The organism is Clostridiales bacterium, from assembly GCA_018333995.1.
In the GTDB taxonomy this organism is placed as follows: domain Bacteria; phylum Actinomycetota; class Coriobacteriia; order Anaerosomatales; family SLCP01; genus JAGXSG01.
Map to the genome: position 1 here is coordinate 18,125 of JAGXSG010000001.1, position 21,830 is coordinate 39,954.

The 21,830-nt window shown below is 63.2% G+C and carries 31 protein-coding genes; all 31 read right to left on the reverse strand.

Annotation, left to right across the window (positions count from 1 at the left end; all coding sequences use genetic code 11):
• Positions 1-132 precede the first annotated feature (132 nt).
• On the reverse strand, positions 133-1,254 hold the full coding sequence (locus KGZ40_00095; GenBank protein ID MBS3955922.1) for an alanine racemase: 1,122 nt from the start codon (positions 1,252-1,254) through the stop codon (positions 133-135).
• Between the two features lie 6 nt (positions 1,255-1,260).
• Entirely contained in the window at positions 1,261-1,728 is a 468-nt protein-coding gene (locus KGZ40_00100; protein MBS3955923.1) for a CBS domain-containing protein, read from the reverse strand.
• Positions 1,729-1,808: 80 nt separating this feature from the next.
• A complete protein-coding gene (locus KGZ40_00105; GenBank protein ID MBS3955924.1) occupies positions 1,809-3,344 on the reverse strand; it encodes an NAD(P)H-hydrate dehydratase in 1,536 nt (511 codons plus the stop codon).
• A gap of 28 nt (positions 3,345-3,372) precedes the next feature.
• Positions 3,373-3,870 carry a holo-ACP synthase gene (locus KGZ40_00110; protein ID MBS3955925.1) on the reverse strand — a complete coding sequence of 166 codons (498 nt, stop codon included), beginning with the start codon at positions 3,868-3,870 and terminating at the stop codon, positions 3,373-3,375.
• 3 nt (positions 3,871-3,873) lie between these two features.
• Positions 3,874-5,700 carry a glutamine--fructose-6-phosphate transaminase (isomerizing) gene (gene glmS, locus KGZ40_00115; protein ID MBS3955926.1) on the reverse strand — a complete coding sequence of 609 codons (1,827 nt, stop codon included), beginning with the start codon at positions 5,698-5,700 and terminating at the stop codon, positions 3,874-3,876.
• A 375-nt stretch (positions 5,701-6,075) separates the two neighbouring features.
• Positions 6,076-7,410: a phosphoglucosamine mutase gene (locus KGZ40_00120; protein MBS3955927.1), complete on the reverse strand. Its 1,335-nt coding sequence runs from the start codon at positions 7,408-7,410 to the stop codon at positions 6,076-6,078.
• 77 nt (positions 7,411-7,487) lie between these two features.
• Entirely contained in the window at positions 7,488-7,886 is a 399-nt protein-coding gene (rpsI, locus tag KGZ40_00125; GenBank protein ID MBS3955928.1) for a 30S ribosomal protein S9, read from the reverse strand.
• Positions 7,887-7,889: 3 nt separating this feature from the next.
• Entirely contained in the window at positions 7,890-8,324 is a 435-nt protein-coding gene (gene rplM / locus KGZ40_00130) for a 50S ribosomal protein L13 (protein MBS3955929.1), read from the reverse strand.
• 74 nt (positions 8,325-8,398) lie between these two features.
• Entirely contained in the window at positions 8,399-9,244 is an 846-nt protein-coding gene (truA, locus tag KGZ40_00135) for a tRNA pseudouridine(38-40) synthase TruA (protein ID MBS3955930.1), read from the reverse strand.
• Positions 9,244-10,041 (reverse strand): energy-coupling factor transporter transmembrane protein EcfT, encoded by a 798-nt coding sequence (locus tag KGZ40_00140; GenBank protein MBS3955931.1) that lies wholly within the window; start codon positions 10,039-10,041, stop codon positions 9,244-9,246. The genes truA and KGZ40_00140 overlap by 1 nt, the downstream gene beginning before the upstream one ends.
• The gene (locus tag KGZ40_00145) at positions 10,038-10,895 is read right to left on the reverse strand and encodes an ATP-binding cassette domain-containing protein (protein MBS3955932.1); all 858 of its coding nucleotides are present in this window, start codon (positions 10,893-10,895) and stop codon (positions 10,038-10,040) included. Before KGZ40_00145 ends, KGZ40_00140 begins: the two co-directional genes overlap by 4 nt.
• On the reverse strand, positions 10,892-11,803 hold the full coding sequence (locus KGZ40_00150; GenBank protein ID MBS3955933.1) for an energy-coupling factor transporter ATPase: 912 nt from the start codon (positions 11,801-11,803) through the stop codon (positions 10,892-10,894). Before KGZ40_00150 ends, KGZ40_00145 begins: the two co-directional genes overlap by 4 nt.
• 16 nt (positions 11,804-11,819) lie before the next feature.
• Positions 11,820-12,173, reverse strand: coding sequence for a 50S ribosomal protein L17 (gene rplQ, locus KGZ40_00155; GenBank protein ID MBS3955934.1), 354 nt, complete (start codon positions 12,171-12,173; stop codon positions 11,820-11,822).
• Between the two features lie 17 nt (positions 12,174-12,190).
• On the reverse strand, positions 12,191-13,129 hold the full coding sequence (locus KGZ40_00160) for a DNA-directed RNA polymerase subunit alpha (GenBank protein ID MBS3955935.1): 939 nt from the start codon (positions 13,127-13,129) through the stop codon (positions 12,191-12,193).
• A gap of 36 nt (positions 13,130-13,165) precedes the next feature.
• Complete coding sequence (gene rpsD, locus KGZ40_00165; protein ID MBS3955936.1) at positions 13,166-13,792, reverse strand: 30S ribosomal protein S4; 627 nt, start codon at positions 13,790-13,792, stop codon at positions 13,166-13,168.
• A gap of 20 nt (positions 13,793-13,812) precedes the next feature.
• Entirely contained in the window at positions 13,813-14,214 is a 402-nt protein-coding gene (rpsK, locus tag KGZ40_00170; protein MBS3955937.1) for a 30S ribosomal protein S11, read from the reverse strand.
• A gap of 3 nt (positions 14,215-14,217) precedes the next feature.
• Positions 14,218-14,592, reverse strand: a complete 375-nt coding sequence (gene rpsM / locus KGZ40_00175; GenBank protein ID MBS3955938.1) for a 30S ribosomal protein S13 — start codon at positions 14,590-14,592, stop codon at positions 14,218-14,220.
• A gap of 13 nt (positions 14,593-14,605) precedes the next feature.
• Positions 14,606-14,719, reverse strand: coding sequence for a 50S ribosomal protein L36 (rpmJ, locus tag KGZ40_00180; GenBank protein ID MBS3955939.1), 114 nt, complete (start codon positions 14,717-14,719; stop codon positions 14,606-14,608).
• A gap of 117 nt (positions 14,720-14,836) precedes the next feature.
• Entirely contained in the window at positions 14,837-15,058 is a 222-nt protein-coding gene (infA, locus tag KGZ40_00185) for a translation initiation factor IF-1 (GenBank protein ID MBS3955940.1), read from the reverse strand.
• Positions 15,059-15,145: 87 nt separating this feature from the next.
• On the reverse strand, positions 15,146-15,892 hold the full coding sequence (gene map, locus KGZ40_00190) for a type I methionyl aminopeptidase (protein ID MBS3955941.1): 747 nt from the start codon (positions 15,890-15,892) through the stop codon (positions 15,146-15,148).
• Between the two features lie 9 nt (positions 15,893-15,901).
• A complete protein-coding gene (locus tag KGZ40_00195) occupies positions 15,902-16,546 on the reverse strand; it encodes an adenylate kinase (protein MBS3955942.1) in 645 nt (214 codons plus the stop codon).
• A 39-nt stretch (positions 16,547-16,585) separates the two neighbouring features.
• Positions 16,586-17,836 (reverse strand): preprotein translocase subunit SecY, encoded by a 1,251-nt coding sequence (gene secY / locus KGZ40_00200; protein MBS3955943.1) that lies wholly within the window; start codon positions 17,834-17,836, stop codon positions 16,586-16,588.
• Positions 17,833-18,279 (reverse strand): 50S ribosomal protein L15, encoded by a 447-nt coding sequence (rplO, locus tag KGZ40_00205; protein MBS3955944.1) that lies wholly within the window; start codon positions 18,277-18,279, stop codon positions 17,833-17,835. The genes secY and rplO overlap by 4 nt, the downstream gene beginning before the upstream one ends.
• A 133-nt stretch (positions 18,280-18,412) precedes the next feature.
• Entirely contained in the window at positions 18,413-18,622 is a 210-nt protein-coding gene (gene rpmD / locus KGZ40_00210; protein MBS3955945.1) for a 50S ribosomal protein L30, read from the reverse strand.
• Positions 18,610-19,119: a 30S ribosomal protein S5 gene (rpsE, locus tag KGZ40_00215; protein MBS3955946.1), complete on the reverse strand. Its 510-nt coding sequence runs from the start codon at positions 19,117-19,119 to the stop codon at positions 18,610-18,612. The genes rpmD and rpsE overlap by 13 nt, the downstream gene beginning before the upstream one ends.
• A gap of 13 nt (positions 19,120-19,132) precedes the next feature.
• Positions 19,133-19,501: a 50S ribosomal protein L18 gene (rplR, locus tag KGZ40_00220; protein MBS3955947.1), complete on the reverse strand. Its 369-nt coding sequence runs from the start codon at positions 19,499-19,501 to the stop codon at positions 19,133-19,135.
• Between the two features lie 52 nt (positions 19,502-19,553).
• Positions 19,554-20,090, reverse strand: coding sequence for a 50S ribosomal protein L6 (rplF, locus tag KGZ40_00225; protein MBS3955948.1), 537 nt, complete (start codon positions 20,088-20,090; stop codon positions 19,554-19,556).
• Positions 20,091-20,117: 27 nt separating this feature from the next.
• Positions 20,118-20,516 (reverse strand): 30S ribosomal protein S8, encoded by a 399-nt coding sequence (gene rpsH, locus KGZ40_00230; protein ID MBS3955949.1) that lies wholly within the window; start codon positions 20,514-20,516, stop codon positions 20,118-20,120.
• Positions 20,517-20,618: 102 nt separating this feature from the next.
• Positions 20,619-20,804, reverse strand: a complete 186-nt coding sequence (locus KGZ40_00235) for a type Z 30S ribosomal protein S14 (GenBank protein ID MBS3955950.1) — start codon at positions 20,802-20,804, stop codon at positions 20,619-20,621.
• Positions 20,805-20,868: 64 nt separating this feature from the next.
• Positions 20,869-21,411 carry a 50S ribosomal protein L5 gene (gene rplE / locus KGZ40_00240; GenBank protein MBS3955951.1) on the reverse strand — a complete coding sequence of 181 codons (543 nt, stop codon included), beginning with the start codon at positions 21,409-21,411 and terminating at the stop codon, positions 20,869-20,871.
• A 95-nt stretch (positions 21,412-21,506) separates the two neighbouring features.
• Positions 21,507-21,830, reverse strand: a complete 324-nt coding sequence (gene rplX / locus KGZ40_00245) for a 50S ribosomal protein L24 (protein ID MBS3955952.1) — start codon at positions 21,828-21,830, stop codon at positions 21,507-21,509.

Below are 21,830 nucleotides of genomic sequence, written 5' to 3' on the forward strand. Positions count from 1 at the left end.
GGCGCGCGCGTCGCCGGACCAACGCGGCACGTTTCTTATGTTGTATTTCTCCAAACGCGCCGCAAACTCCTGCCAAGAGCGGATAGACGGCGCCAAAGGGCCCGGCACGTATAGGAGGCGACCGAGAAAGCGCTACGTGGTGTATACGCGCGGCATGCGCATCCCCAACGCGCACGCCAGCTCGTAGTTGATGGTGCCGGCGAGGCCGGCGAGTTCGTCAAGGGTGATCGACGCGGCCCCCTGCGTACCGATGATGACCGCCTCGTCGCCTTCGCGCACATCCACCCCGCGCGCAATCTCCACCATGAGCTGATCCATGCAGATCCGGCCTATCTGGGGGCAACGCTCGCCTTTAACAAGTACGCTCATCGAGTTCGAGAGCACGCGGTGAACTCCGTCGGCATAGCCGAGGGGCAACGTCGCCACGGTAGTCGGAGCCGCCGCGCGCCACGTGAGGCCGTAGCTCACGCCCTCTCCCATCCCAATCCTTTTGACGAGGGTCACCCTCGCGCGCACCGACATCGCGGGCGTGAGATCAACAAGTTCGCGCGTCGCCGACGATGGGTGGAGGCCGTAGATCGATATCCCGCAGCGCACCATGTCGAAGTGGGAATCCGGACGCAGGATCGTGGCCGAGCTGTTCGCCGCGTGCACGATGCCAGGGTCGATACCCTCCTTGCGCATGCGGTCGAGCACCGCCGAGAACCGCGTCAGCTGGTTCTCGAAATCCCAGTCACCGGGAACATCGGCGGTGGCGAAGTGCGTGAAGACGCCCTCGAGTGTGAGAGCAGAAAACTCAGTGAGCGCCGCGGCAAACGCCGGCGCGTCACCGGCGGCAACACCGATCCGGTTCATCCCGGTGTCAATCTTGAGGTGGTAGCGTGCCCTAACGCCTCGCGACGCGGCCGCACGTCCGAGCGCGTCGGCGAATCCGCGTGTCGTCACGGTGGGCACGATATCGCTCTCAAGCAACAGGTCAACGCTACTTGCAGGCGGCTCTGAAAGAAGTTGCACGGGAGCGGTAACTCCTGCTTCACGCAGCTCGAGAGCTTCCTCCACGGTCGCCACTCCGAGACGGTCAGCCCCCGCCGCCAGCGCGGCTCGAGCCACGGGAAGCGCACCGTGTCCGTATCCATCAGCCTTCACGACCGCCATGAACAGCGTGCCCGGGCGCGTGAGCCCCTTAAGCGCGCGCACATTCTTCGCGATCGCAGTAAGATCGATGTCTACATGAGCCCAGCGCTCATACCCCACTGAAGGTCACTCCGCCTCGGCCACGAGCGAGCGAACGATGTCGGACTTGCTCACAACCCCGACCAGGCGGCCGCCATCGAGTACCGGCAGGCGGCTCACGTCGCGATCGACGAGGAGCGTGGCGGCGTCCTCGACTGTGGCGTCAGCCTGGACGGTGAGCGGATCGGGCGTCATCACGTCCCGCACGTTCGCGGCGACGGCCTTCTTGAGCTCGGATTCGAATCGCGCCTTAGCTCCCGGGTACAGGATGTAGCCGTCGAGAAGGTGGAGGTACGTTGGGAACTCCAGCTTCACGTCTTGCATGATGAGATCGCCCTCGGTCACGATGCCGATGATAACGTCGCCTTCCATGACCGGCAGCGCCCCGATGGCGTGCTCGACCATAAGGCGCGCCGCGTCAGTGACCGTCATCTCCGGCGTCACCGTGACCGGCTCGGCCGTCATGATCTCCCGTACCGTCTTCTCAGTCATCATCACTCCCTCCTAAACCAGGTTCTCGACCGGCCCGACACCGCACCTTGGTTCCAATCGCTCACGTGCGGCCCCGTCAAACATCACGCTTCTTCGTCAAGCTCGCGGATTGCTCTAGGAAGGTACGCCGGGATATCCTCGGCGACCACCGAAAGAGCGGTCAACTCCGCTGCGGCGAGATCACCCGCTCGCGCGTGGAGATACGCTGCGAGTGCCCCCGCTTCGAGTGGCTCAAGCCCCTGCGCAAGCAGTGATCCGGCAATCCCCGCGAGAACGTCGCCGGTACCGGCTGTCGCGAGTGCGGGACCTCCCGCAACCGTGATGACCTGACGTCCACAACCGCTCACCACAGTGCGGGCCCCTTTGAGCACGCACGTGAGCCGGGGTCCGCTCAGTACGCCTCCGTACATCAGTCTATCCGATTGCACGGTCTGGGGGGTCACCCCAAGCAGTCGCGCGAGCTCGCCGGGGTGCGGAGTGATAATGGTGGGCGCCTCGCGCACCGTTATCGCTCCCACCGTGTCGATGAGAGCGTTCAACCCGTCCGCGTCGATCACGAGCGGCACGTCGAGCGATTCCGTAAGCGCCCTGACGACGTGGACCGCGCCGTGAGCGACGGTCATGCCCGGGCCAAGCACCACAGCGTCAAACTCTCGAGCAACATCGAGAACGGCGTCGATCACCTTCGATGCGAGCGTGCGCGTCCGGCTCTCCGGAAGCCCCATCACCACGGCCGACGTGAGCATGGCTTGGAGGACGGGAACGATTGATTCTGGAGCGGCCACAGCCACATACCCGGCACCCATCCGCTGCGCGCCCATCGCCGTGAGAGCCGCCGCTCCGGGAAACGCGCCCGATCCGGCCACGATGAGCACCCGGCCGCGTGAGTTCTTGTGAGAATCGAAGGCTGGCCTTGGCAGCAACGCGCGGTAGTCGATCGGGTCCCAGAGCTCGAGGTCACCCGGTTGGCCGAGGTACTCCTGCGGGATTCCGATGTCAGCGACGACCACCTCTCCGGCGTACTCAGCACCGGGATAGACGAGCGTGCCGGTCTTAGGAGCCGAGAAGGCCACCGTCACATCAGCCCTGACGGCGCAACCAAGAACCGTTCCGGTTGATGCGTCCACCCCGGACGGCACGTCCGCGGCCACGACCACGGCGCCTGAAGCGCCGATCGCGTCAATCCATGCGACAAACGGTGGGCGGACCGGTCCCAGGAAACCGGTACCGAAGAGCGCGTCTATGACAAGTGCATGCCCGCGGAGCGCATCGGGCGCGGGCGACCCCTCCAAGATGACGACGCGAGTCACAACTCCCGCACCGGCAGCGGCGCGTGCGGCCTCGCCAGCAGGCCCCCTTATTGCCGCCGGATCGACTGGGGTGAACACGGTGACGTCACGCCCCGCCGAGGCAAGACGTCTTGCGGCGACCCAACCGTCTCCGCCGTTGTTACCCTTCCCAGCAACGACCGCAATCGGCCCATCGGGTGCCCGTCGAGCGACCTCACGAGCGAGCGCCGTGCCCGCCCGATCCATGAGGATCGCGACCTCAATTCCCAGCTCAGCCGCCGCACGTTCCTCGGCGACGCGCGCGGTCCCGGCGTTGAGTGCGTACAACACGCCTCGCTCCCGTCATCTTGGTGCGGTCTCACGGTGTGAAACGAGTATCCCCCTCCGCAGACTCGTCGAGCAGCGCTCGCGCCTCTTTAAATGAAGCAGCGAGGCGCATTTTGGGATCCACGGGCTTGTCGGCAGGGCGAGGTCTGCCCTCCACGGTGATCGCGACGGCCGAGGCTACCGCGGTCGAGTGCGTGAACGACAGTGAAAGGTGCATCTCGACGATCCCGCGTTCCTGTGCGACCTCAGCAGCGCGCCCCGAAAGCCTCGGCGCCGGCCTGCCGCGCTCATCGCGAACGACCTCGACGTCGGTGAAGCGCATCCCGGAAAAGCCGGTGCCGAGCGCCTTTAAGACCGCCTCCTTGGCGGCGAACCTCATCGCGTAGTGGATCTCGGGCCTGCGGCGCGAATCGCAGTACGCGCGCTCCTCGGCCGAGAAGATGCGCTCGCGCATTCGCGGCGTACGCTCAAGCGCCGAGCGCATGCGCTCGATCTCGACGATGTCGACCCCGAGTCCGGTGACCGCCATGCGCTACTCCACGGTGACCGATTTGGCGAGGTTGCGCGGCTGATCCACGTTGCATCCGCGTAACTTCGCTATGCGGTACGAGAGCACTTGAAGCGGGATCGACGCGGGAATCGCCGAGAGCGCTTCGGGCGTTGCCGGAACGTACAAGACGTGCTCGGCGTGCTGGCGGATGGAGTCATCACCGTACGTCGCCACCGCGATCACCTCGGCCCCTCGAGCTCTGACCTCCTGGATGTTGCTCACGACCTTTTCGTACGTGTGTCCCTGTGTCGCGACAACCACCACCGGCACGTCCTCACTGATTAGGGCGATCGGCCCATGCTTCATCTCGCCCGCAGGGTACGCCTCGGCGTGGATGTAGCTGATCTCCTTGAGCTTGAGCGCGCCCTCCATCGCAACCGGGACGCCAATCCCCCTGCCGAGAAAAAGCGTCGAGTAGACGTCAGTGTACGCCGTCGCGCACTCCTCGACCGAGTCGAGGTCTTGCAGGATCGCCTCTACGATGTCCGGGATCCGGGTGAGCTCGGTCCACAGGTTCTCGACGCGCTCGTCGGGAAGCGATCCCTTCGCCTGCGCCAGCTTGAGGGCGAGCACCGTAAGCGCCGCGATCTGCGCGGTGAACGTCTTGGTGGCGGCAACCCCTATCTCAGGACCCGCGTGCGTGTAGAGGACACCGTCGGCCTCACGAGTCACACGCGAACCCACGACGTTGGTAATGGCGATCACCTTTGCGCCGCGCTCGCGCGCCTCGCGAACGCCGGCGAGCGTGTCGGCCGTCTCGCCCGACTGGGTAATGGCGACGACGAGCGTCTCATCACCAACGATTGGATCCGAGTAGCGAAACTCGCTGGAGACCTGAACCTCAACGGTAATGCGCGCCCACTGCTCGATCAGCGTCTTTGCGACGATGCCCGCGTGAAACGACGTGCCGCATGCGAGGATGACGACGCGATCTATCATCGCGACCTCCTCGGGCGTCATTGCGAGCTCTGAAAGTTGTATCCGGCCGTCGGCCCCCATGCGCCCTCGAAGCGTCTCGCGAATCGCTGTCGGCTGCTCGTAGATCTCTTTGAGCATGAAGTCGTCGTAGCCTCCCTTCTCGGCGGCCTCCAGATCCCACTCGACGTACAGCATCTCCGGTTCGACCCGCTCACCGTCCGGGCTGGTGACCTCGACTCGATCACTTGTGACCTTCGCCACCTGACCATCCGCGAGCGCGAGCACCTCTCGCGTGTACTCAAGGACCGCCGGAATGTCGCTCGCGACGATGTTCTCGCCCGTGCCGATTCCGATGATGAGGGGCGAGTCTTTACGCGCAGCGACGATGGTGCCGGGGTGATCAAGGTGCACGACGCCGAGTGCGTACGCGCCGGTCAGCCGCTTGATCGCCTTGCGGACCGCCTCGACGAGATCGCCCTCGAAGTACGCCTCCACCAGGTGCGCAACCACCTCGGTGTCGGTCTCGCTTCTGAGAATGTGACCCGCTCGCGCGAGCTCCTCACGCAGCTCGAGATAGTTTTCGATAATGCCGTTGTGCACGACTGCGATCCGTCCGGTGCAGTCGATGTGAGGGTGCGCGTTTTGCTCACTCGGTCGTCCGTGCGTCGCCCAGCGGGTGTGACCGATCCCGACCGAGCCAGGAACCGGAGCCGCCGCGACGGCGTCAGTCAGATTGACGAGCTTACCAACGCGGCGCATGACGCCAAGCCCGCCATCGTTCACGACCGCTATGCCGGCCGAGTCGTACCCGCGATACTCAAGACGAGCAAGCCCCCCGAGCAGCACGTCGGTCGCTTGCCGTGGACCGGTGTATCCGACGATTCCACACATGGGTCAGATGACCTTTCTCATCCGCCGCGCGCGACGAGCGCACGACTGCTAGGTGTACGGTAGAGACCGCGGCTCGGATGTCTGCCGGGTCGTGGGCGCCACGGCCCCATGAACTCATGTCGATACCGGACCGCCACCGTGTTGTCCCCGCGATCGCCCGCGGGATTTGCCGGTGACGTCACGACTCCGGTCGAGCCGGAGAGCCATCCGCCGAATACTTCGATAGACTCTCACCTCGTCGGCTGACCACCGCTCTCGCGGTGCTTGTACCGTCAGCCCTGGCGCTTTCTCACGCTCACTTCGTTCCCGGCCCACCTCCATTCCGCAAACACGACCCGCCGAGTGTTCCGGCGAGATTATATCAGCCCCACTCCCTCAGCCGAGCTCCGCGCGAACCACATCCACGAGCTCATCGACGATCTTGGAGGCGATCTTAGCGTCAGCGGCCTCGGCCATGACGCGCACGAGCGGCTCTGTCCCGCTCGCTCGAACGAGCACACGGCCCTCCTCGCCGAGCCGGTCCTCGGCGGCGTGTATCGCCGCGCTGATAGCGGCGCTTGCGCCGAGACGGCCCTTATCGGCCACCGGAACGTTGATCAACACCTGCGGGTACCGGGTCATCACCTTCGTAAGTTCCGAGAGACGTCTGCCGGTCTGACGGATGACCTCGGCGAGCTTGAGCGCCGTAACAAGACCGTCACCCGTGGTCGAGTGCTCCATGAAGATGACGTGCCCCGACTGCTCTCCGCCAAGAAGCGCCCCGGACGCCCGCATTTGCTCGAGCACGTAACGATCACCAACCTTGGTCTTGACGAGCGTTATCCCACGTTCACGCATAGCGACCTCGAAGCCGAGATTACACATGACGGTGCTCACCACTGTGTTGCCAGCGAGCGCCCCACGCTCCTTCAGATACGCGGCGCACACCGCCATGATCGCATCACCATCTACCTCGGCCCCGGTCTCGTCAACCGCGATGACTCGATCGGCATCACCATCGTGCGCGATGCCAAAGTCGACCGTGTGCGAGCGCACAAGCTCCGTGAGGGGCGCCAGATCGGTCGATCCGCACGAGTCGTTGATGTCCATCCCATCCCACGCACAGTTGAGCGCGACAACGGTCGCCCCGAGCTCGCGCAAGGTCCGCGGGGTCGCGACCGAAGCCGCTCCGTGACCGCAGTCGACCGCTATCGTCATTCCGGTGAGATCGCCATCGATGCACGAGATCGCATGCGCGACGTAGAGGTCAACGGCGTCGGCGAGCTCACGCACCCGGCCCACCCCCGCGCCAACGGGCCTCTCCCAGTCGCGCTCCGAGATCATGAACTTCTCGATCTGGTCTTCGAGCTCATCGGGGAGCTTGAACCCTTCCCGGCTGAACAGCTTGATGCCGTTGTAGGTCGCGGGATTGTGCGACGCCGAGATCACCACCCCGCCATCGGCTCCGAGCGTGCGCGTAAGGTGTGCGACCGCGGGTGTTGGCACGATGCCAGCGATGAGCGCATCGGCACCGCCAGAACAGATGCCCGCTACGAGCGCCGCTTCGAGCATCTCGCCAGAACGCCGCGTATCTCGTCCCACCACAATGCGGCCAGCCCCCTTGTCACCAAGGAAGTGACCCGCCGCTTCCCCAAGCCTGAAAGCGATCTCCGGAGTGAGGTCCGCGTTAGCGATTCCGCGCACACCATCGGTGCCAAACAGACGCGCCATGGTGAATTCCTCCCGTTCTACGCGCGGAACCCGCCACGATGGACGGGTCCCGGCAGTCGAATCTCGTGATAGAAAGCCTAGCGCTTCGAGAACTGCGGGCGCTTGCGGGCCTTCTTGAGGCCGTACTTCTTGCGCTCGACCATCCGCGGGTCGCGGCGCAGCAATCCGGCACGCTTGAGGTCACCACGGTACTCATCGCCGGCCTCGAGGAGCGCGCGGGCAATACCGTGGCGCAACGCCCCAGCCTGGCCCGAAACTCCGCCACCGTGAATCTTGGCGATCACGTCGAATCTGCCCGCCGTCTCAGTAGCTTTGAACGGCTGCTCGATGTAGGTGACATACGCGTCGCGGCCGAAGTAGTCAGCGGCAGGACGGCCGTTGACGGTGTAGACGCCCGTACCGGGAACGATACGTACCCGCGCCACCGAGGTCTTGCGTCGGCCGGTACCTAGGTAGACTGCCTTGTTCTCAGCCATGCTCTAACCCTCCAGAGTGATCTCACGAGGCTGCTGAGCCTCGTGGGGATGATCGGGGCCACCGTACACCTTCAGCTTCTTGAGCATGGCGCGACCGAGCGTGTTCTTGGGCAGCATACCCTTGACAGCGAGCTGGACGACGCGCTCGGGGTGCCGCTCGAGCATCCTCGAAATCGGAACCTCCTTGAGGCCACCGGGGAAACCGCTGTAGCGGAACTTGGACTTCTCAGCGAGCTTGTTGCCTGTCAAGCGAATCTTCGAGGCGTTCACCACGACCACAAAGTCACCTGTGTCCACGTGCGGAGTGTACCGTGGCTTGTTCTTGCCTTTGAGAATCTGGGCCACCTGGCTTGCAAGCCTCCCCAGGACGATATCGGTGGCGTCGACAACGAGCCACTCGCGCTCGACCTCGCCGGGTTTGGCATGATAGGTCTTCAATGGTCCTCCAAACGGATACGATCATGTGTGTTCGCGTCACGGTTTCACGGGGCCTTGAAACGAACCCTTACACTTTAGCCACCGCCATCCGGCGTGTCAATTTCACACGCACCCGGGCGTATCCATGGGTCCTCGGCGTACTCCACGCGCCAGAGCACAAGTCCGTGCGGCGGAGCGGTGGGTCCGGCCGCCGACCGGTCCCGTGACTCGAGCGCGTCGGCGATCCACCCCGCCGGATGTCTCCCGCTCCCCACCTCGACGAGGGAACCGACTATTACGCGTACCATCGAATGCAGGAAGGCATTGCCTACAACACGCACCACGATAGCACGCTCGCCGAGCTGAACGTCAGGGTAGACTTCAAGCTTCTCTATCCGGCGTCTCGTGACACGCCCCTTGGCGCTCTCGGCCACACAGAACGAACGGAAATCATGCTCGCCTATAAGGAGCGCGCCCGCGTCACGCATCGCGCCAACGTCGAGTGCGCGCTTCACCCACCACGCTGTGGATCTCAAGAAGAGCGGCGGCACCGGTCCGGGCACGAGGGTATAGCGGTACTCTCGGCGTATCGCTGAGTGCCGTGCCGAGAATCCAGCTACCGCGCGCGTGACACCGGTGACGGCCACGCCCTCTCCCACAAGCGCATTAAGAGAGCGCACAAGCACGTGGGGGTCCGGATTCTCACCGTATAGCGGGGCCGAGACGACCTGGCCGAGCGCGTGGACCCCCGCGTCGGTGCGCCCGGCGCCCGTCGTCTCCACAGCACGCCCAAACACGGTGGTGAGCGCAGACTCGACTCGTCCCTGAACCGTGTCGAGCCCAGGTTGCCGAGCGAATCCCGCGAAGCGCGCGCCATCGTAGGCGAGCGTGAGCACGAGGGTGCTCGTGGCATCGATAGATTCCTGTGTCCCCGGCACCATTAGAGCGTCACTCCAAGCATCACCATGAGCGCGACGCTTGCGGCGAGCACCGTCCAGTCGCTGGCGCCCATCCGCCTCTCCGTAAGCCGCGTGCGCCCGGTGCCCCCACGATAGCACCGGGACTCCATCGCCGTCGCCAACTCGTCGGCCCGGCGGAACAGGCCGACGAAGAGCGGAACGAGTACAGGCACGTACGCCTTCGCTCGCGATATCGGTCCTCCCCGATCGAACCGCGCACCGCGGGCCATCTGCGCGACCACGACCTTCTCGGCCTCCTCTGCTGTCGTCGGGATGAACCTTAGCGCGACCGTCAGCATCATCGCGATGTCTCCGGCGGGCAACCCGACACGCTCGAGCGGTCGCATCAACCGTTCAAGCCCCTCAGTGAGGCGCACCGGCGAGGTGGTGAGCGCGACGAGCGACGTGCCCACCACAAGCAACACGATGCGCGTCGCAAAAAACATCCCGGTGAGCAAGCCGTCAGCGTCAACAGAAAGCGGGCCAACGCGCACGAGAGCCACCGTCGCGGAGTCCCAGCGCAACGCATGGGCGAGCAGGGTGAAGAAAAGAATGAAGGAGACGACGCGAACACCGCGCAAGACGAGCCTCGGCGGTACACCTGAGAGTACGACGGCTGCGACCGTGATGACCGCCGAGACGCCGAGACCGGCGAACCCTTCGACCGCGAACAGCATTGCGGTAAACGCGGCAGCGACCCCCATCTTGGCGCGCGCCTCGAGCCGGTGGATCCCAGAGTTGCCGGGCACGTACTGACCGAACGGTACAGGGGGCTTCATCGCTTCCGCTCCCGCTTCCCCTTCCGCTCCCGCGCTCCGGCCACAAGCGCCGCAGCCGCGTGAGGATCGAGCGAAAAGCACGTCATCGGCACTCCGGCCTCACGAGCCATCACCTGCGCCCGGAGCACCTCGGGAACCCGAAGGCCGGCGGCTTGGAAACGCGCGGGTTCGTCGATGAGCGCCCCCGCCCCTCCCGAGTACGCCAGAACCCCTTCCGATAGCACGATCACTCTATCGGCGACACCGAGAAACTCCTCGACGTCGTGGGTGACGATGGCAACGCCCGCACGCTCACGCAACTCCTCCACGATCACGCGCACGGCGCGGCGCCCGCTCACATCAAGTCCGGTGGTGGGCTCGTCGAACAACACGATCTCCGGACGCATCGCGAGCACCCCCGCGATTGCGACGCGGTGCGCTTCGCCGCCTGAGAGCGCGAACGGGGACCGCGGGCCGAAAGTGCGCCAATCGAGGCCTACGCGCTCGAGCGCCTCCCGTGCCGCTTCGAGCGCGGCATCATGGCCGCGTCCGAGATTTCGCGGACCGAACGCGACGTCTTCTTCAACCGTCTCGGCGAATAGTTGCGTCTGAGGCGACTGGAACACGAGTCCCACGCGCCCGATGATCTCTGGCGGACGGCTGACCGGCGAACCATTCAGCATAACGGTGCCCTCGGCAGGCGAGAGCAGTCCTGCGGCGATCCTCAGTAGCGTCGACTTGCCCGACCCGGTCGCGCCGAGCACAAGCACGAGCTCGCCCCGGTCCACCTCGAGACCCACCCCAGAAAGCGCGCGCACAGCGAACGAGGTCCCTTGTGCGTATGTGTATCCGATGTCACGGAGCGCGAGTCTCACAGCGCGGCCACCACGCTCTCGGCATCCATCGCCTCAAGGGGAACGGGCACGCCGAGGGACCTCAGTTCAGCGGCGAAACGACCTATCGGGGGCAGAGACAGACCGAGGGACGTAAGCGCTGCCTCATCGCCCAAGATCCCGCGTGGATGACCGGAAAAAGCGATCCGCCCGGCAGTGAGAACGATCACGCGATCAGCTACCGACGCGTCGGCGAGATGATGGGTAACGTGCAATACGCCCCGGCCCGCATCGATCTGTCGACTCACCGCCTCTAACACATCCAACCGCCCCTGCGGATCGAGCATGGAGGTCGGCTCATCCAACACAAGGTAGGCCGGTAAGAGCGCGAGGGCTCCGGCGATCGCGAGTCGTTGGCGTTGACCGCCCGAGAGTTGATGCGGCTCGCGTGCCTCAAGACCCGCAAGTCCGACGGCCGCAAGCGCCTCATCCACACGCGTCCTCAACTCAGGGGCGGGAACGCCGAGGTTCTCGGGGCCAAAGGCGACATCTTCCTCAACCGTGGTGGCCACAATCTGATTGTCGGGATCCTGAAAGACCATGCCCACACTCGAGCGGACATCCCATGCGCGGGCCAGATCACCAGTGTCGATTCCATCGACCGTGACGCGGCCAGCAGACGGCGTCAGCAAGCCGTTAGCCAATCTTGCGAGGGTCGACTTCCCCGATCCGTTCGCCCCGAGCACCGCGACATGCTCACCAGGCCGCACGCTGAACGTGACGCCATCTAGCGCAACAGCGTTCTCGTCCGCGCCAGGATAGACGTAGCTTACGTGGTCGAACACGATCATCGCCCGCAGCACCCCTTGCCGTGCCGAGACGTACAGGGAGGGCCATGCACCTCGCGGTGAGACCCTCCCTGTACGTCGCCGTGGCGCCGATAGCGCCATCCGAGACCGATAGTGGCTACTCGACGAGTTCGAGAATCACCATCGGCGCGGCGTCTCCCTTCCTCGGGCCGAGCTTCAGGATACGCGTGTACCCGCCGTCGCGGCCTTCGAAACGCGGAGCGATATCCGCGAACACCTTGTGTACGACTTCCTTGTCGCCCAGCGCTGCGAGAGCGAGCCGCCGTGAGTGGAGGTCGCCACGCTTTCCCCATGTGATGACCTTGTCCACCAGCGTACGGACTTCTTTCGCACGGGTCTCGGTGGTCTTGATCCGCTCGCTCTTGAACACGGCGATCGCAAGACTGCGGAGCATCGCCTTTGTGTGACTCGCGTCCGTTCCGAGCTTACGGCCCTTCTTGAGATGTCTCATCTTCAGCTGTCTCCCACTTATGCCTTCAGTCCCAAGCCCATGTGCTGGAGTTTGTCTTTGACTTCCTCGATGGACTTCGCGCCAAAGTTACGGATGTTGAGCAGGTCGCCCTCGGAGCACTCCGCAAGCTGACCGATCGTGTTGATGCCCTGCCGCTTGAGGCAGTTGTACGAGCGAACCGAAAGATCGAGCTCCTCAATCGGCGTATCGAGCTGAGTGTCACCGTCCGCGTCGCTGTCCTCGAATATCGTTCCATCAGGGAGCGAGCCCGTGGCCTGCGCGGCGAACAGCAGCATGTGCTCTTCGATGATGCGGCCCGCGCGAGCAACCGCATCGCCGGGCGTGATCGCGGCGTTGGTCTCGACCTCGAGGATCAGCTTGTCGTAGTCGGTACGCTGGCCGACACGCGTGTTTTCGACCACGTAGGTGCACCGCGACACTGGGCTGAACAGCGAGTCAATCGTGATGACACCGATCGGGTCCTCGACACGCTTGTTGCGGTCCGCCGAGACATAACCCCGTCCCACGCCGACACGCACGCCCATCTCAAGCTTGCCCTTGCCGTTGAGCGTCGCAATAACGTGTTCGGGGTTGACCAGCTCGAACTCGGCTGGAACCCTGAGGTCCGCTCCCGTTACGACTCCGGGTCCGGTCGCACTGAGAGTCGCTACCGCGTCACCGGCGCCAATGCCGGTCTCGCGAAACACGAGCCCTTTGATGTTGAGGACGATGTCCGTTACATCCTCGCGCACCCCCTCGACGGTGGCGAACTCGTGCTGCACGCCCTCGATACGGATCGATGTCGCGGCGGCGCCCTCAAGCGAGGAGAGCAGCACGCGACGCATGCAGTTGCCGAGCGTGTATCCAAAGCCCCGCTCGAGCGGCTCAACGACGTAGCGGGCCACCCGCTCGTCGACGGGCACTACGTTCACGCGCGGTCTCATGAACTCTGTCATCCAAGAGCCTCCTTGGCCTTCATACGTGCTGTGTCGTTACTTCGAGTACAGCTCGACTATGAGCTGCTCACGGACGGGCGCGTCGATCTGATCACGATCAGGCAGCGACAGTACCTTGCCGGAAAGCTTCTCTATGTCGACCTCCAGCCACCCGGGGACCTCGATCTTCTCGGAAGAGATGAGCGCGGTCTTGATGACGAGGAGATCTTTTGCCTTCGGGCCAACGGCAACGGTGTCACCCGGGCGGACACGGTACGACGGGATGTCGACGCGCCTTCCGTTCACCGTGATGTGACCGTGACGCACCACCTGCCTGGCCTCATCGCGTGACTTCGCAAACCCGAGACGGTACACCACATTGTCAAGACGGCTCTCAAGGAGGCGGAGCAGGTTCTCGCCCGTGATCCCTGTCTGACGGTTGGCGATCTCGTAGTAGGTGCGAAACTGCCTTTCCAGCACTCCGTAGATCCTTTTGGCCTTCTGCTTCTCACGAAGCTGAACGCGGTACTCACTATCGCGAGGGCGGCGCTTGCCTGCCATTCCCGGCGGGAAGGGCCGTCGTTCGACGCCACACTTATCCGCGTAGCAGCGGTCGCCCTTCAGAAAGAGCTTGATTCCTTCGCGGCGGCACAATCTGCAGTCCGCCCCGGTGTAACGTGCCATATCGGTGGTCCTCCCGAGTGCTAGACGCGGCGGCGCTTACGCGGCCGGCAGCCATTGTGGGGTACGGGCGTACGATCCTGGATGCTCGCGATCTCGAGCCCCGCCGCCTGGAGCGTGCGGATAGCGGTCTCGCGGCCTGAGCCAGGACCCTTGACAAACACGGATACCTTGCGAACACCGTGCTCCTGTGCGACCTTGGCGCACGCCTCGGCCGCGAGCTGAGCGGCGAAGGGCGTTGACTTGCGTGAGCCCTTGAAGCCGGCGGTGCCGGCGGACTGCCACGCGATCACGTTCCCGTTGGGGTCGGTGATTGAGATGATGGTGTTGTTAAACGTACTCCTGATGTGCGCCTGACCAACGGCGATGTTCTTCCGCTCGCTCCTGCGCACACGTTTTTGAGCAGTCTTCTTCTTGGCAGCCATACCCTACTTGCCCTTCTTCTTCGCGCCGATCTGGCGGCGCGGTCCCTTGCGGGTCCGCGCGTTCGTGTGCGTGCGCTGCCCACGGACAGGCAGACCGCGACGATGGCGAAGGCCGCGATAACAGCCAATCTCCATCAGGCGCTTGATGTTCTGACCGACCTCGCGGCGCAGGTCGCCTTCGACTTCAAGTTCGCGGTCGATGAACTCCCGCAACCGGACGACCTCTTCTTCCGTGAGGTTCCGGACGCGCGTGGACGGGTCTATCCCAGTTTCGCGCAGAATCGTCTGACTCGTGGTCAGACCGATCCCATAGATGTAGGTCAAACCAATCTCTACTCGCTTCTCGCGCGGTAGGTCAACACCTGCGATTCGGGCCACTCCCGGATCCCTCCTAACCCTGCCGCTGCTTGTGACGCGGGTTCTCGCAGATGACGAGAACCCGTCCATGGCGGCGAATGATCTTGCACTTATCACACATCGTCTTGACCGAAGGTCGCACTTTCATGACGCCCTACCCTTTCGGCATCGTTCGATCTATCTACACACCCAGCCGCAGGTGCGAGGTTTCTCCTGTCATATCCACGCATCCGGGCGTATCCACAGCCCGCCTTCAGGACTCCCGCTACTTGTACCGGTACGTTATACGGCCCCGGGACAGATCGTACGGCGAGAGTTCCACGACCACCTTGTCGCCCGGCAGTATCCGGATGTAGTGCATCCTCATCTTGCCCGAGATGTGCGCAAGAACCTTGTGGCCGTTATCCAGCTCCACCCTGAACATAGCGTTCGGCAGCGGTTCTAGGACCGTGCCTTCCATCTCTATCGAGTCTTCACGCTTGGTCACGTGGCGCTGTATCCTCCCTAGGCTCTCCGAGCGGCAAATGGTTAGTATACTTATTCCTGTCGGTTGAGTCTATCGAATCCGCAATACTCATGCAGCGGTGAGCACAATTGGCCCCTTCGCGGTCACCGCAACCGTGTGCTCGAAGTGCGCAGACAGCGATCCGTCTTCCGTGACGACACTCCAACCGTCGTCGAGCGCCCGCACCCCAGCGCCACCGGCATTCACCATCGGCTCGATCGCAAACACCATCCCTTCAGCCAGGACCGGACCTGTCCCAGCGCGCCCGTGATTGGGAATCTGGGGCTCCTCGTGCATCGATTGGCCTATGCCGTGACCCACGTACTCACGTACCACAGAGAAGCCAGCCGCTTCGGCGACGGCTTGAACCGCCGCTGAGATGTCGTAGAGCCGCATCCCGGGATGGCATCGCTCGATTCCCGCCTCAAGCGCCAGACGGGTGGCCTCTACAAGTGCGAAGGCCTCGGGTTCCACGCGTCCCACAGTGAACGTCGCCGCACAATCGCCGTAGTACCCGTCGAGAATCGCGCCTACATCCACAGACAGGATGTCCCCCTCGACCAGTACTCCCGCCCCTGGTATCCCGTGAACGACCGTGTTGTTAGGCGACGCGCATATGGTGGCGGGAAAGCCATGGTACCCCTTGAACGCGGGAACGGCGCCGCTCGACCGGATCACCTCTTCCGCGATACGGTCGAGATGCCCGGTAGCAATCCCGGGGCATACCGCTTCACCGACAGCTTCCAGCGCGGCCGCTGCGATCCTGCCCGCCTCGCGCATAGTCTCAATCTCTGATGCCGACTTGCAGATGATCACGGGGCCGTGTTACTTCTCGACGGCCCGGCGAACGTCAGCAAAGACTTCATCGGCAGGACGATCGCCGTCGATCTGCCTGAGCAGACCCTTCGCACGGTAGTAGTCGACGAGCGGCGCCGTCGACCTGTCATAGACCGCTAGCCGGTTTGTCACGGTCTCGACGGTGTCATCGTCACGCTGGTAGAGCTCGCCTCCACACGCGTCACACTTCGCGGGATCGGATGGCGGATCGGTGACAAGACTGTATATCTTCCCGCACTTCCTGCACGTGCGCCGTGAGGTGAGTCTCCTAACGATCACATCACGAGCGACGTCAATACTGATGACCGCGTCGATACCGCGACCGAGTTCGGCGAGAGCCCGGTCGAGCGCCTCGGCCTGAGCGTCGGTGCGAGGAAACCCGTCAAGGATGAACCCCCTGAGTGCGTCGGGCTCAGCAAGCCGATGCTTAACCAGTCCGATAACGACGAAATCGGGCACGAGCTCACCGGAGTCCATATAGGTCTTCGCCTGTATCCCCAGCGGGGTACCCGCCGCCACGGCTTTGCGAAGGATATCACCGGTAGAGATATGGGGAACGCCCCACGTCTCGATCATCCTCTCGGCCTGGGTGCCTTTACCGGCGCCAGGCGCCCCAAGGAGGACAACATTCATCTTCTTACCCCTTCCGTGCTCATTGCGGCATTCCGTTGTCTACTTGAAGAACCCGTCGTAGTGGCGCATCTTCAGCTGGCTCTCGAGTTGCGTCATGAACTCAAGTGAGACACCTACCATGATCAGGATTGACGCCCCTCCAAACTGCTGGAGTACGGTCACGCCGGTTCCCTGGAAGAGCGCTGTCGGTCCGATCGCGATAATCGCAAGGAAGATAGCGCCCGGCAGTGTGATCCGGTTCATGGTCTTCTCGAGATACGAGATCGTCGCCTTCCCTGGACGCACGCCGGGGATGAACCCGCCGTTCTTGCGCAGGTTATCTCCGAGGTCAATCGGATTGAACACCAGGGCGGTGTAGAAGTACGTGAAAAAGACGATGAGTCCAGCGAACATAGCGAGATAGAGCCAGCCTTCGGCAAGCGCGTTGCCGACGGTTTCGAGCCACGGCACGCCTGTCAGCGCGGCGATCTGGGCCGGAAAGAACAGCACCGCCGAGGCGAATATGATCGGGATCACGTTCGCACCGTTGATCTTAAGCGGAATATACGTGCCTGAACCTCCGTACACCTTTCTGCCCACCACTCGCTTCGCATACTGCACGGGTATGCGGCGCTGGCCACGGTCGATCGTCACAACCGCGGCGACCACGAAGACGAAGATGAACAGAAGTGCGACGGCAAGTACCAGATCGAGACTTACGGCCTGAACGATCGCGGCAGGGAATCCCGCGACAATGCTGGCAAAGATCATCAGGGACATTCCGTTACCGATGCCTCGCTGCGTGACGAGCTCACCCATCCACATGACGAGCGCAGTGCCAGCGACCAGCGTGACCACGATGACGAAGCGGGTCACAAGGTCGAGTGTGACACCCACCGGCGCAAGATCCCGCTGGAAGAGCCCGATCATCGCGATAGCCTGTACGGTGGCGATAACCAGCGTCATATAGCGTGTGGTCTGCGTGATCTTCCTCTGACCCGCCTCGCCCTCCTTGGCCCATCGCTCTACCTTGGGGATGACTCCCTGAAGGAGCTGCATGATGATCGACGAGGTGATGTACGGCATGATTCCGAGCGCGAAGATCGCGAAGTTCGCGAGTGCGCCGCCAGAGAAGAGATTGAGCAGACCGAGCGCGGCCTGCCCTTCGATGAGGTTTCGGAGCCGTTCGAGATCAACACCGGGCACCGGGATGTGCGCGCCGACCCTGTACAGTGCGACGAGGCCGAAGGTGAACAGCAAGCGCCTGCGAAGTTCAGGAACCCGGAATGCGTTAGCGATGGCGGTGATCACGGGGTATCGACCGTCCCCCCGGCGGCCTCGATCTTGGCCCGCGCCGGACCTGAGACCCTGTCGACTCTCACGGTCAAGGCCTTTGTAATCTCGCCATCACCAAGGACTTTAACCAGAACCGACTTGGACTTGATGATGCCGGTTTCGAACAGGGCGTCTATGTCCACGGTCGAACCAGGCTCGAAACGCTCTTCAAGGCGCGAAACGTTTACCACCGCGTACTCGGTTCGGAAGGGATTCTTGAACCCGGGAAGCTTAGGTAGCCGCATGTGGAGCGGGTTCTGGCCACCCTCGAATCCAGGGCCTTTGCCGCCCCCAGCACGTGAGAGTTGGCCCTTGTTACCCCGTCCTGAGCGACCGCCATGACCGGAACCGTGGCCCCGTCCCACACGCTTTGGCTTCTTCCGTGATCCCGGTGCCGGGAAAAGGTCGTGAATCTGCATCGTACGAATCTCCTCACTCGCTCCCGCCAGACACTGCCTGCGCGGGGCCGACCGCTCGCCGTCGGCTGACTACCGTGTCGTGCCCGCGCCTGCGGGCGTCGTTTTGACTCTCGGAACCAGTCCTAGGTATCTCCTAGATGTCTTCAACTTCCACCAGATGCTTGACCTTGAAAACCATACCGCGGATGACGGCGGTGTCATCGTGGTCAACCGTGTGGTTGATGCGCTTGAGTCCAAGCGCGCGCACGGTCGCCTTCTGGTCCGCCGGCGATCCGATGACGCTCTTGAACTGACGAACGCGAATCCTCTTGGTCTGGGCGCTCACGGGGCCTACTCCTCCCATCCGTACACCTGGCCCACGCTCTTACCGCGACGGCGCGCGATCTCCTGTGGGCTGGAAAGCGACTTCAATCCCTCGGCAGCAGCCTTGACCATGTTAAGAGCGTTGTCCGTGCCCAAGGACTTCGACAAGATGTCCTGCACGCCAGCCAGCTCCAGCAAGGCGCGCACGGGGCCACCCGCTATGATCCCGGTACCGGGCGACGCCGGCTTCAGGAGCACCCGCCCTGCGCCAAACTGGCCAATGACTTCATGGGGGATAGTGTTTTTCTGTAGCGGGATTTTGAACATGTTCTTCTTAGCGTCTTCGATGCCCTTCTTGATGGCGATGGGCACCTCGGCTGACTTGCCCATGCCCACGCCCACGCTTCCGGCGCCATCACCCACGACGACGAGCGCCGTCAACGCGAAGCGACGACCGCCCTTGACCACCTTGGCCACGCGGTTGATATAGACGACCTTCTCCTGGAGCTCTGAGACCGGGGCCTCTCTGCGAGCCATACCGTCTCCTCCCTTAGAACTTCAGTCCGGCGCTTCGGGCACCGTCGGCCAGGGCTTTGACACGTCCGTGATAGAGGCGGCCCCCGCGGTCAAATACCGCCTGGTTCACGCCAGCCTCAAGCGCCCTGCGCCCTAGTACCTCACCGACCGCTTTTGCGGCATCGATGTTGGAACCAGACGCGAGGGAAGGGCGCATCTCGGGATCGACGCTCGACGCGGAAGCAATCGTGTGCCCGCTGACGTCATCGATCAGCTGCGCGTAGACATGCGCGTTAGTTCGCGTCACCCGCAGACGCGGCTGCGCGGCCGTCCCGCTCACTTTGCCCCTGACTCGTCGCTGCCGACGGGCCAAACCAGCCGTCTTTGCTTTCAGTCGTTCCATGCCTTCACCGCACTCCTCTTCAACTCCGGCTCGATCGCCGGATCACCTGCTACTACTTGGCGGTCTTCCCGACCTTGCGGCGAACATGCTCGCCTTCGTAACGCACGCCCTTGCCCTTGTAGGGCTCAGGCGGACGGAAATCGCGGATTTCGCTCGCGACCTGCCCTACCCGCTGCTTGTCGATGCCGCGCACAATGACTCGCGTAGGAACTGGAACCTCGAAGGTGATGTTGGGCTCGGCCTTGACCACCACCGGGTGGCTAAAACCAAGCGCAAGTTCAAGGTTGGTGTCCTTTAGCTGCGCACGATAGCCGACACCGACGATCTCAAGGGTCTTGGAGAATCCCTCGGACACGCCGCTGACCATGTTCGCCAGCAGGCTGCGCGTCAGCCCGTGGAGCGCGCGATGAGAGCGGCTGTCACTCGGGCGAGCGACCGTCAACACCCCGTCATCGAGCGTAATCATCATGTCCTCGTTAAACGTTTGCCGCAACTCGCCTTTGGGACCTTTCACGGTCACCGTTGAGCCTTCTATCCCCACATCGACCCCGGACGGGACCGGGATGGGCTGCTTGCCGATTCTAGACACGGCCCTCGCTCCTCTCTGTCCTGTCCGCTACCAAATGTAGGCGATTACTTCGCCGCCGACGCCAGCCTTGCGGGCGACCTTCTCGGTCATGACGCCGCTCGACGTCGAGATGACCGCGATGCCGAGTCCGCCGAGCACGCGAGGCAACTCGTCCTTCTTAGCGTACACACGCAAGCCCGGCTTACTGATCCGGCGGATGCCGGTAATGGTGCGCTCGCGCTTCGGGCCGTACTTGAGCGTGATCTCAAGGGAGTCTTGCACGTCCCCCGGAATCACACGGTAGTCCTCGATGTATCCCTCTTCCTTCATGATGCGGGCGATCTCCACCAGCTTCTTTGACGAGGGCATCGTCGCCGAGGGCTTGAACGCCGAGTTCGCGTTGCGAACCCTAGTCAGCATATCGGCGATGGGGTCTGTCATGCTCATGATGGTGTTCCTCCTATGGTTCTCACGAATGACTCCGCTCCAGTGGTTCGTCCCTGCCCGTGGCAGACACGCCTGCTGAATGGGACTCCTCGGACGTCCCGCTTACCAGCTTGCCTTGCGGACGCCGGGAAGCTCACCGCGGCTCGCAAGCTCACGCACGCAGATGCGGCACAGCCCGAACTGCCGGTAGAACCCGCGGGGTCTGCCGCAACGATTGCAGCGATTGACCGCACGGACACCGAACTTGGGTGCGCGCTTCGCCTTGGCGATCATCGACTTTTTGGCCACTTCCAATACCTCCTTGCCGCGATTTGGCCCTGCAGGGCCAAATCGAACGGATCTCACCTATCGCTTATCGCTTGAACGGGAACCCAAACGCGCCAAGCAGCGCCTTGGCCTCCTCGTCTGTTTTCGCTGATGTGACAAACGTGACGTCCATTCCCCGGACACGATCGACCTTGTCGTAGTCGACTTCGGGGAAGATGAGCTGCTCGGTCACGCCCATCGAGTAGTTGCCGCGACCGTCAAACGCCGTAGCCGAGAGCCCGCGGAAGTCACGAACGCGCGGGATTGCCGTGGAGAGCAGGCGGTCGAAGAACTCCCACATGCGATCTCCGCGGAGTGTGACCTTGACGCCGATCGGCATGCCTTGACGCAGCTTGAACCCGGCTATCGACTTCTTCGCCCGGGTGATCATTGGCTTCTGGCCGGTGATGATCGACAGATCAATCGCCGCGGCGTCGAGCTGCTTTGAGTCTTGCACCGCCGATCCCACACCCATGTTCACTACGATCTTCTCAAGCCGAGGAACCATGTTGACGTTCTCGTATCCAAACTGCTCGAGCAGGACGGGAAGAACCTCGTCCCGATACCGCTCCTTGAACCTGGCTTTCACTTCGTGCTACCTCCGTAGATTCTTGGTCGCACCGGATTTCCGACCCGGCGCCTCGCGCCCGGTTTCGCCGGGCGCGAGCTCATGAAGACATCGTCTTACTTATCGATGTCCTTGCCGCACTTCTTGCACACGCGCACGCGGCCGGCGTCATCACGTCGCCGGCTCACACGGGTCGCCTGGGCGCACGACGGGCAAATGAGCATCACGTTGCTCACATGGATCGTGCCCTCAATCTCGAGGATGCCGCCCTTGGGCTGGCGTTGCGTCGCTCGCTGATGCTTCTTGATCATGTTGACGTGCTCTACCACAAGACGCTCCCTGTGGGGGTAGACCCGCAGGACGCGGCTTTCCTTGCCCTTGTCCTTGCCGGTGATGACCTTCACACGGTCGCCCTTGCGGATGGTGAGAGACTTAGACAT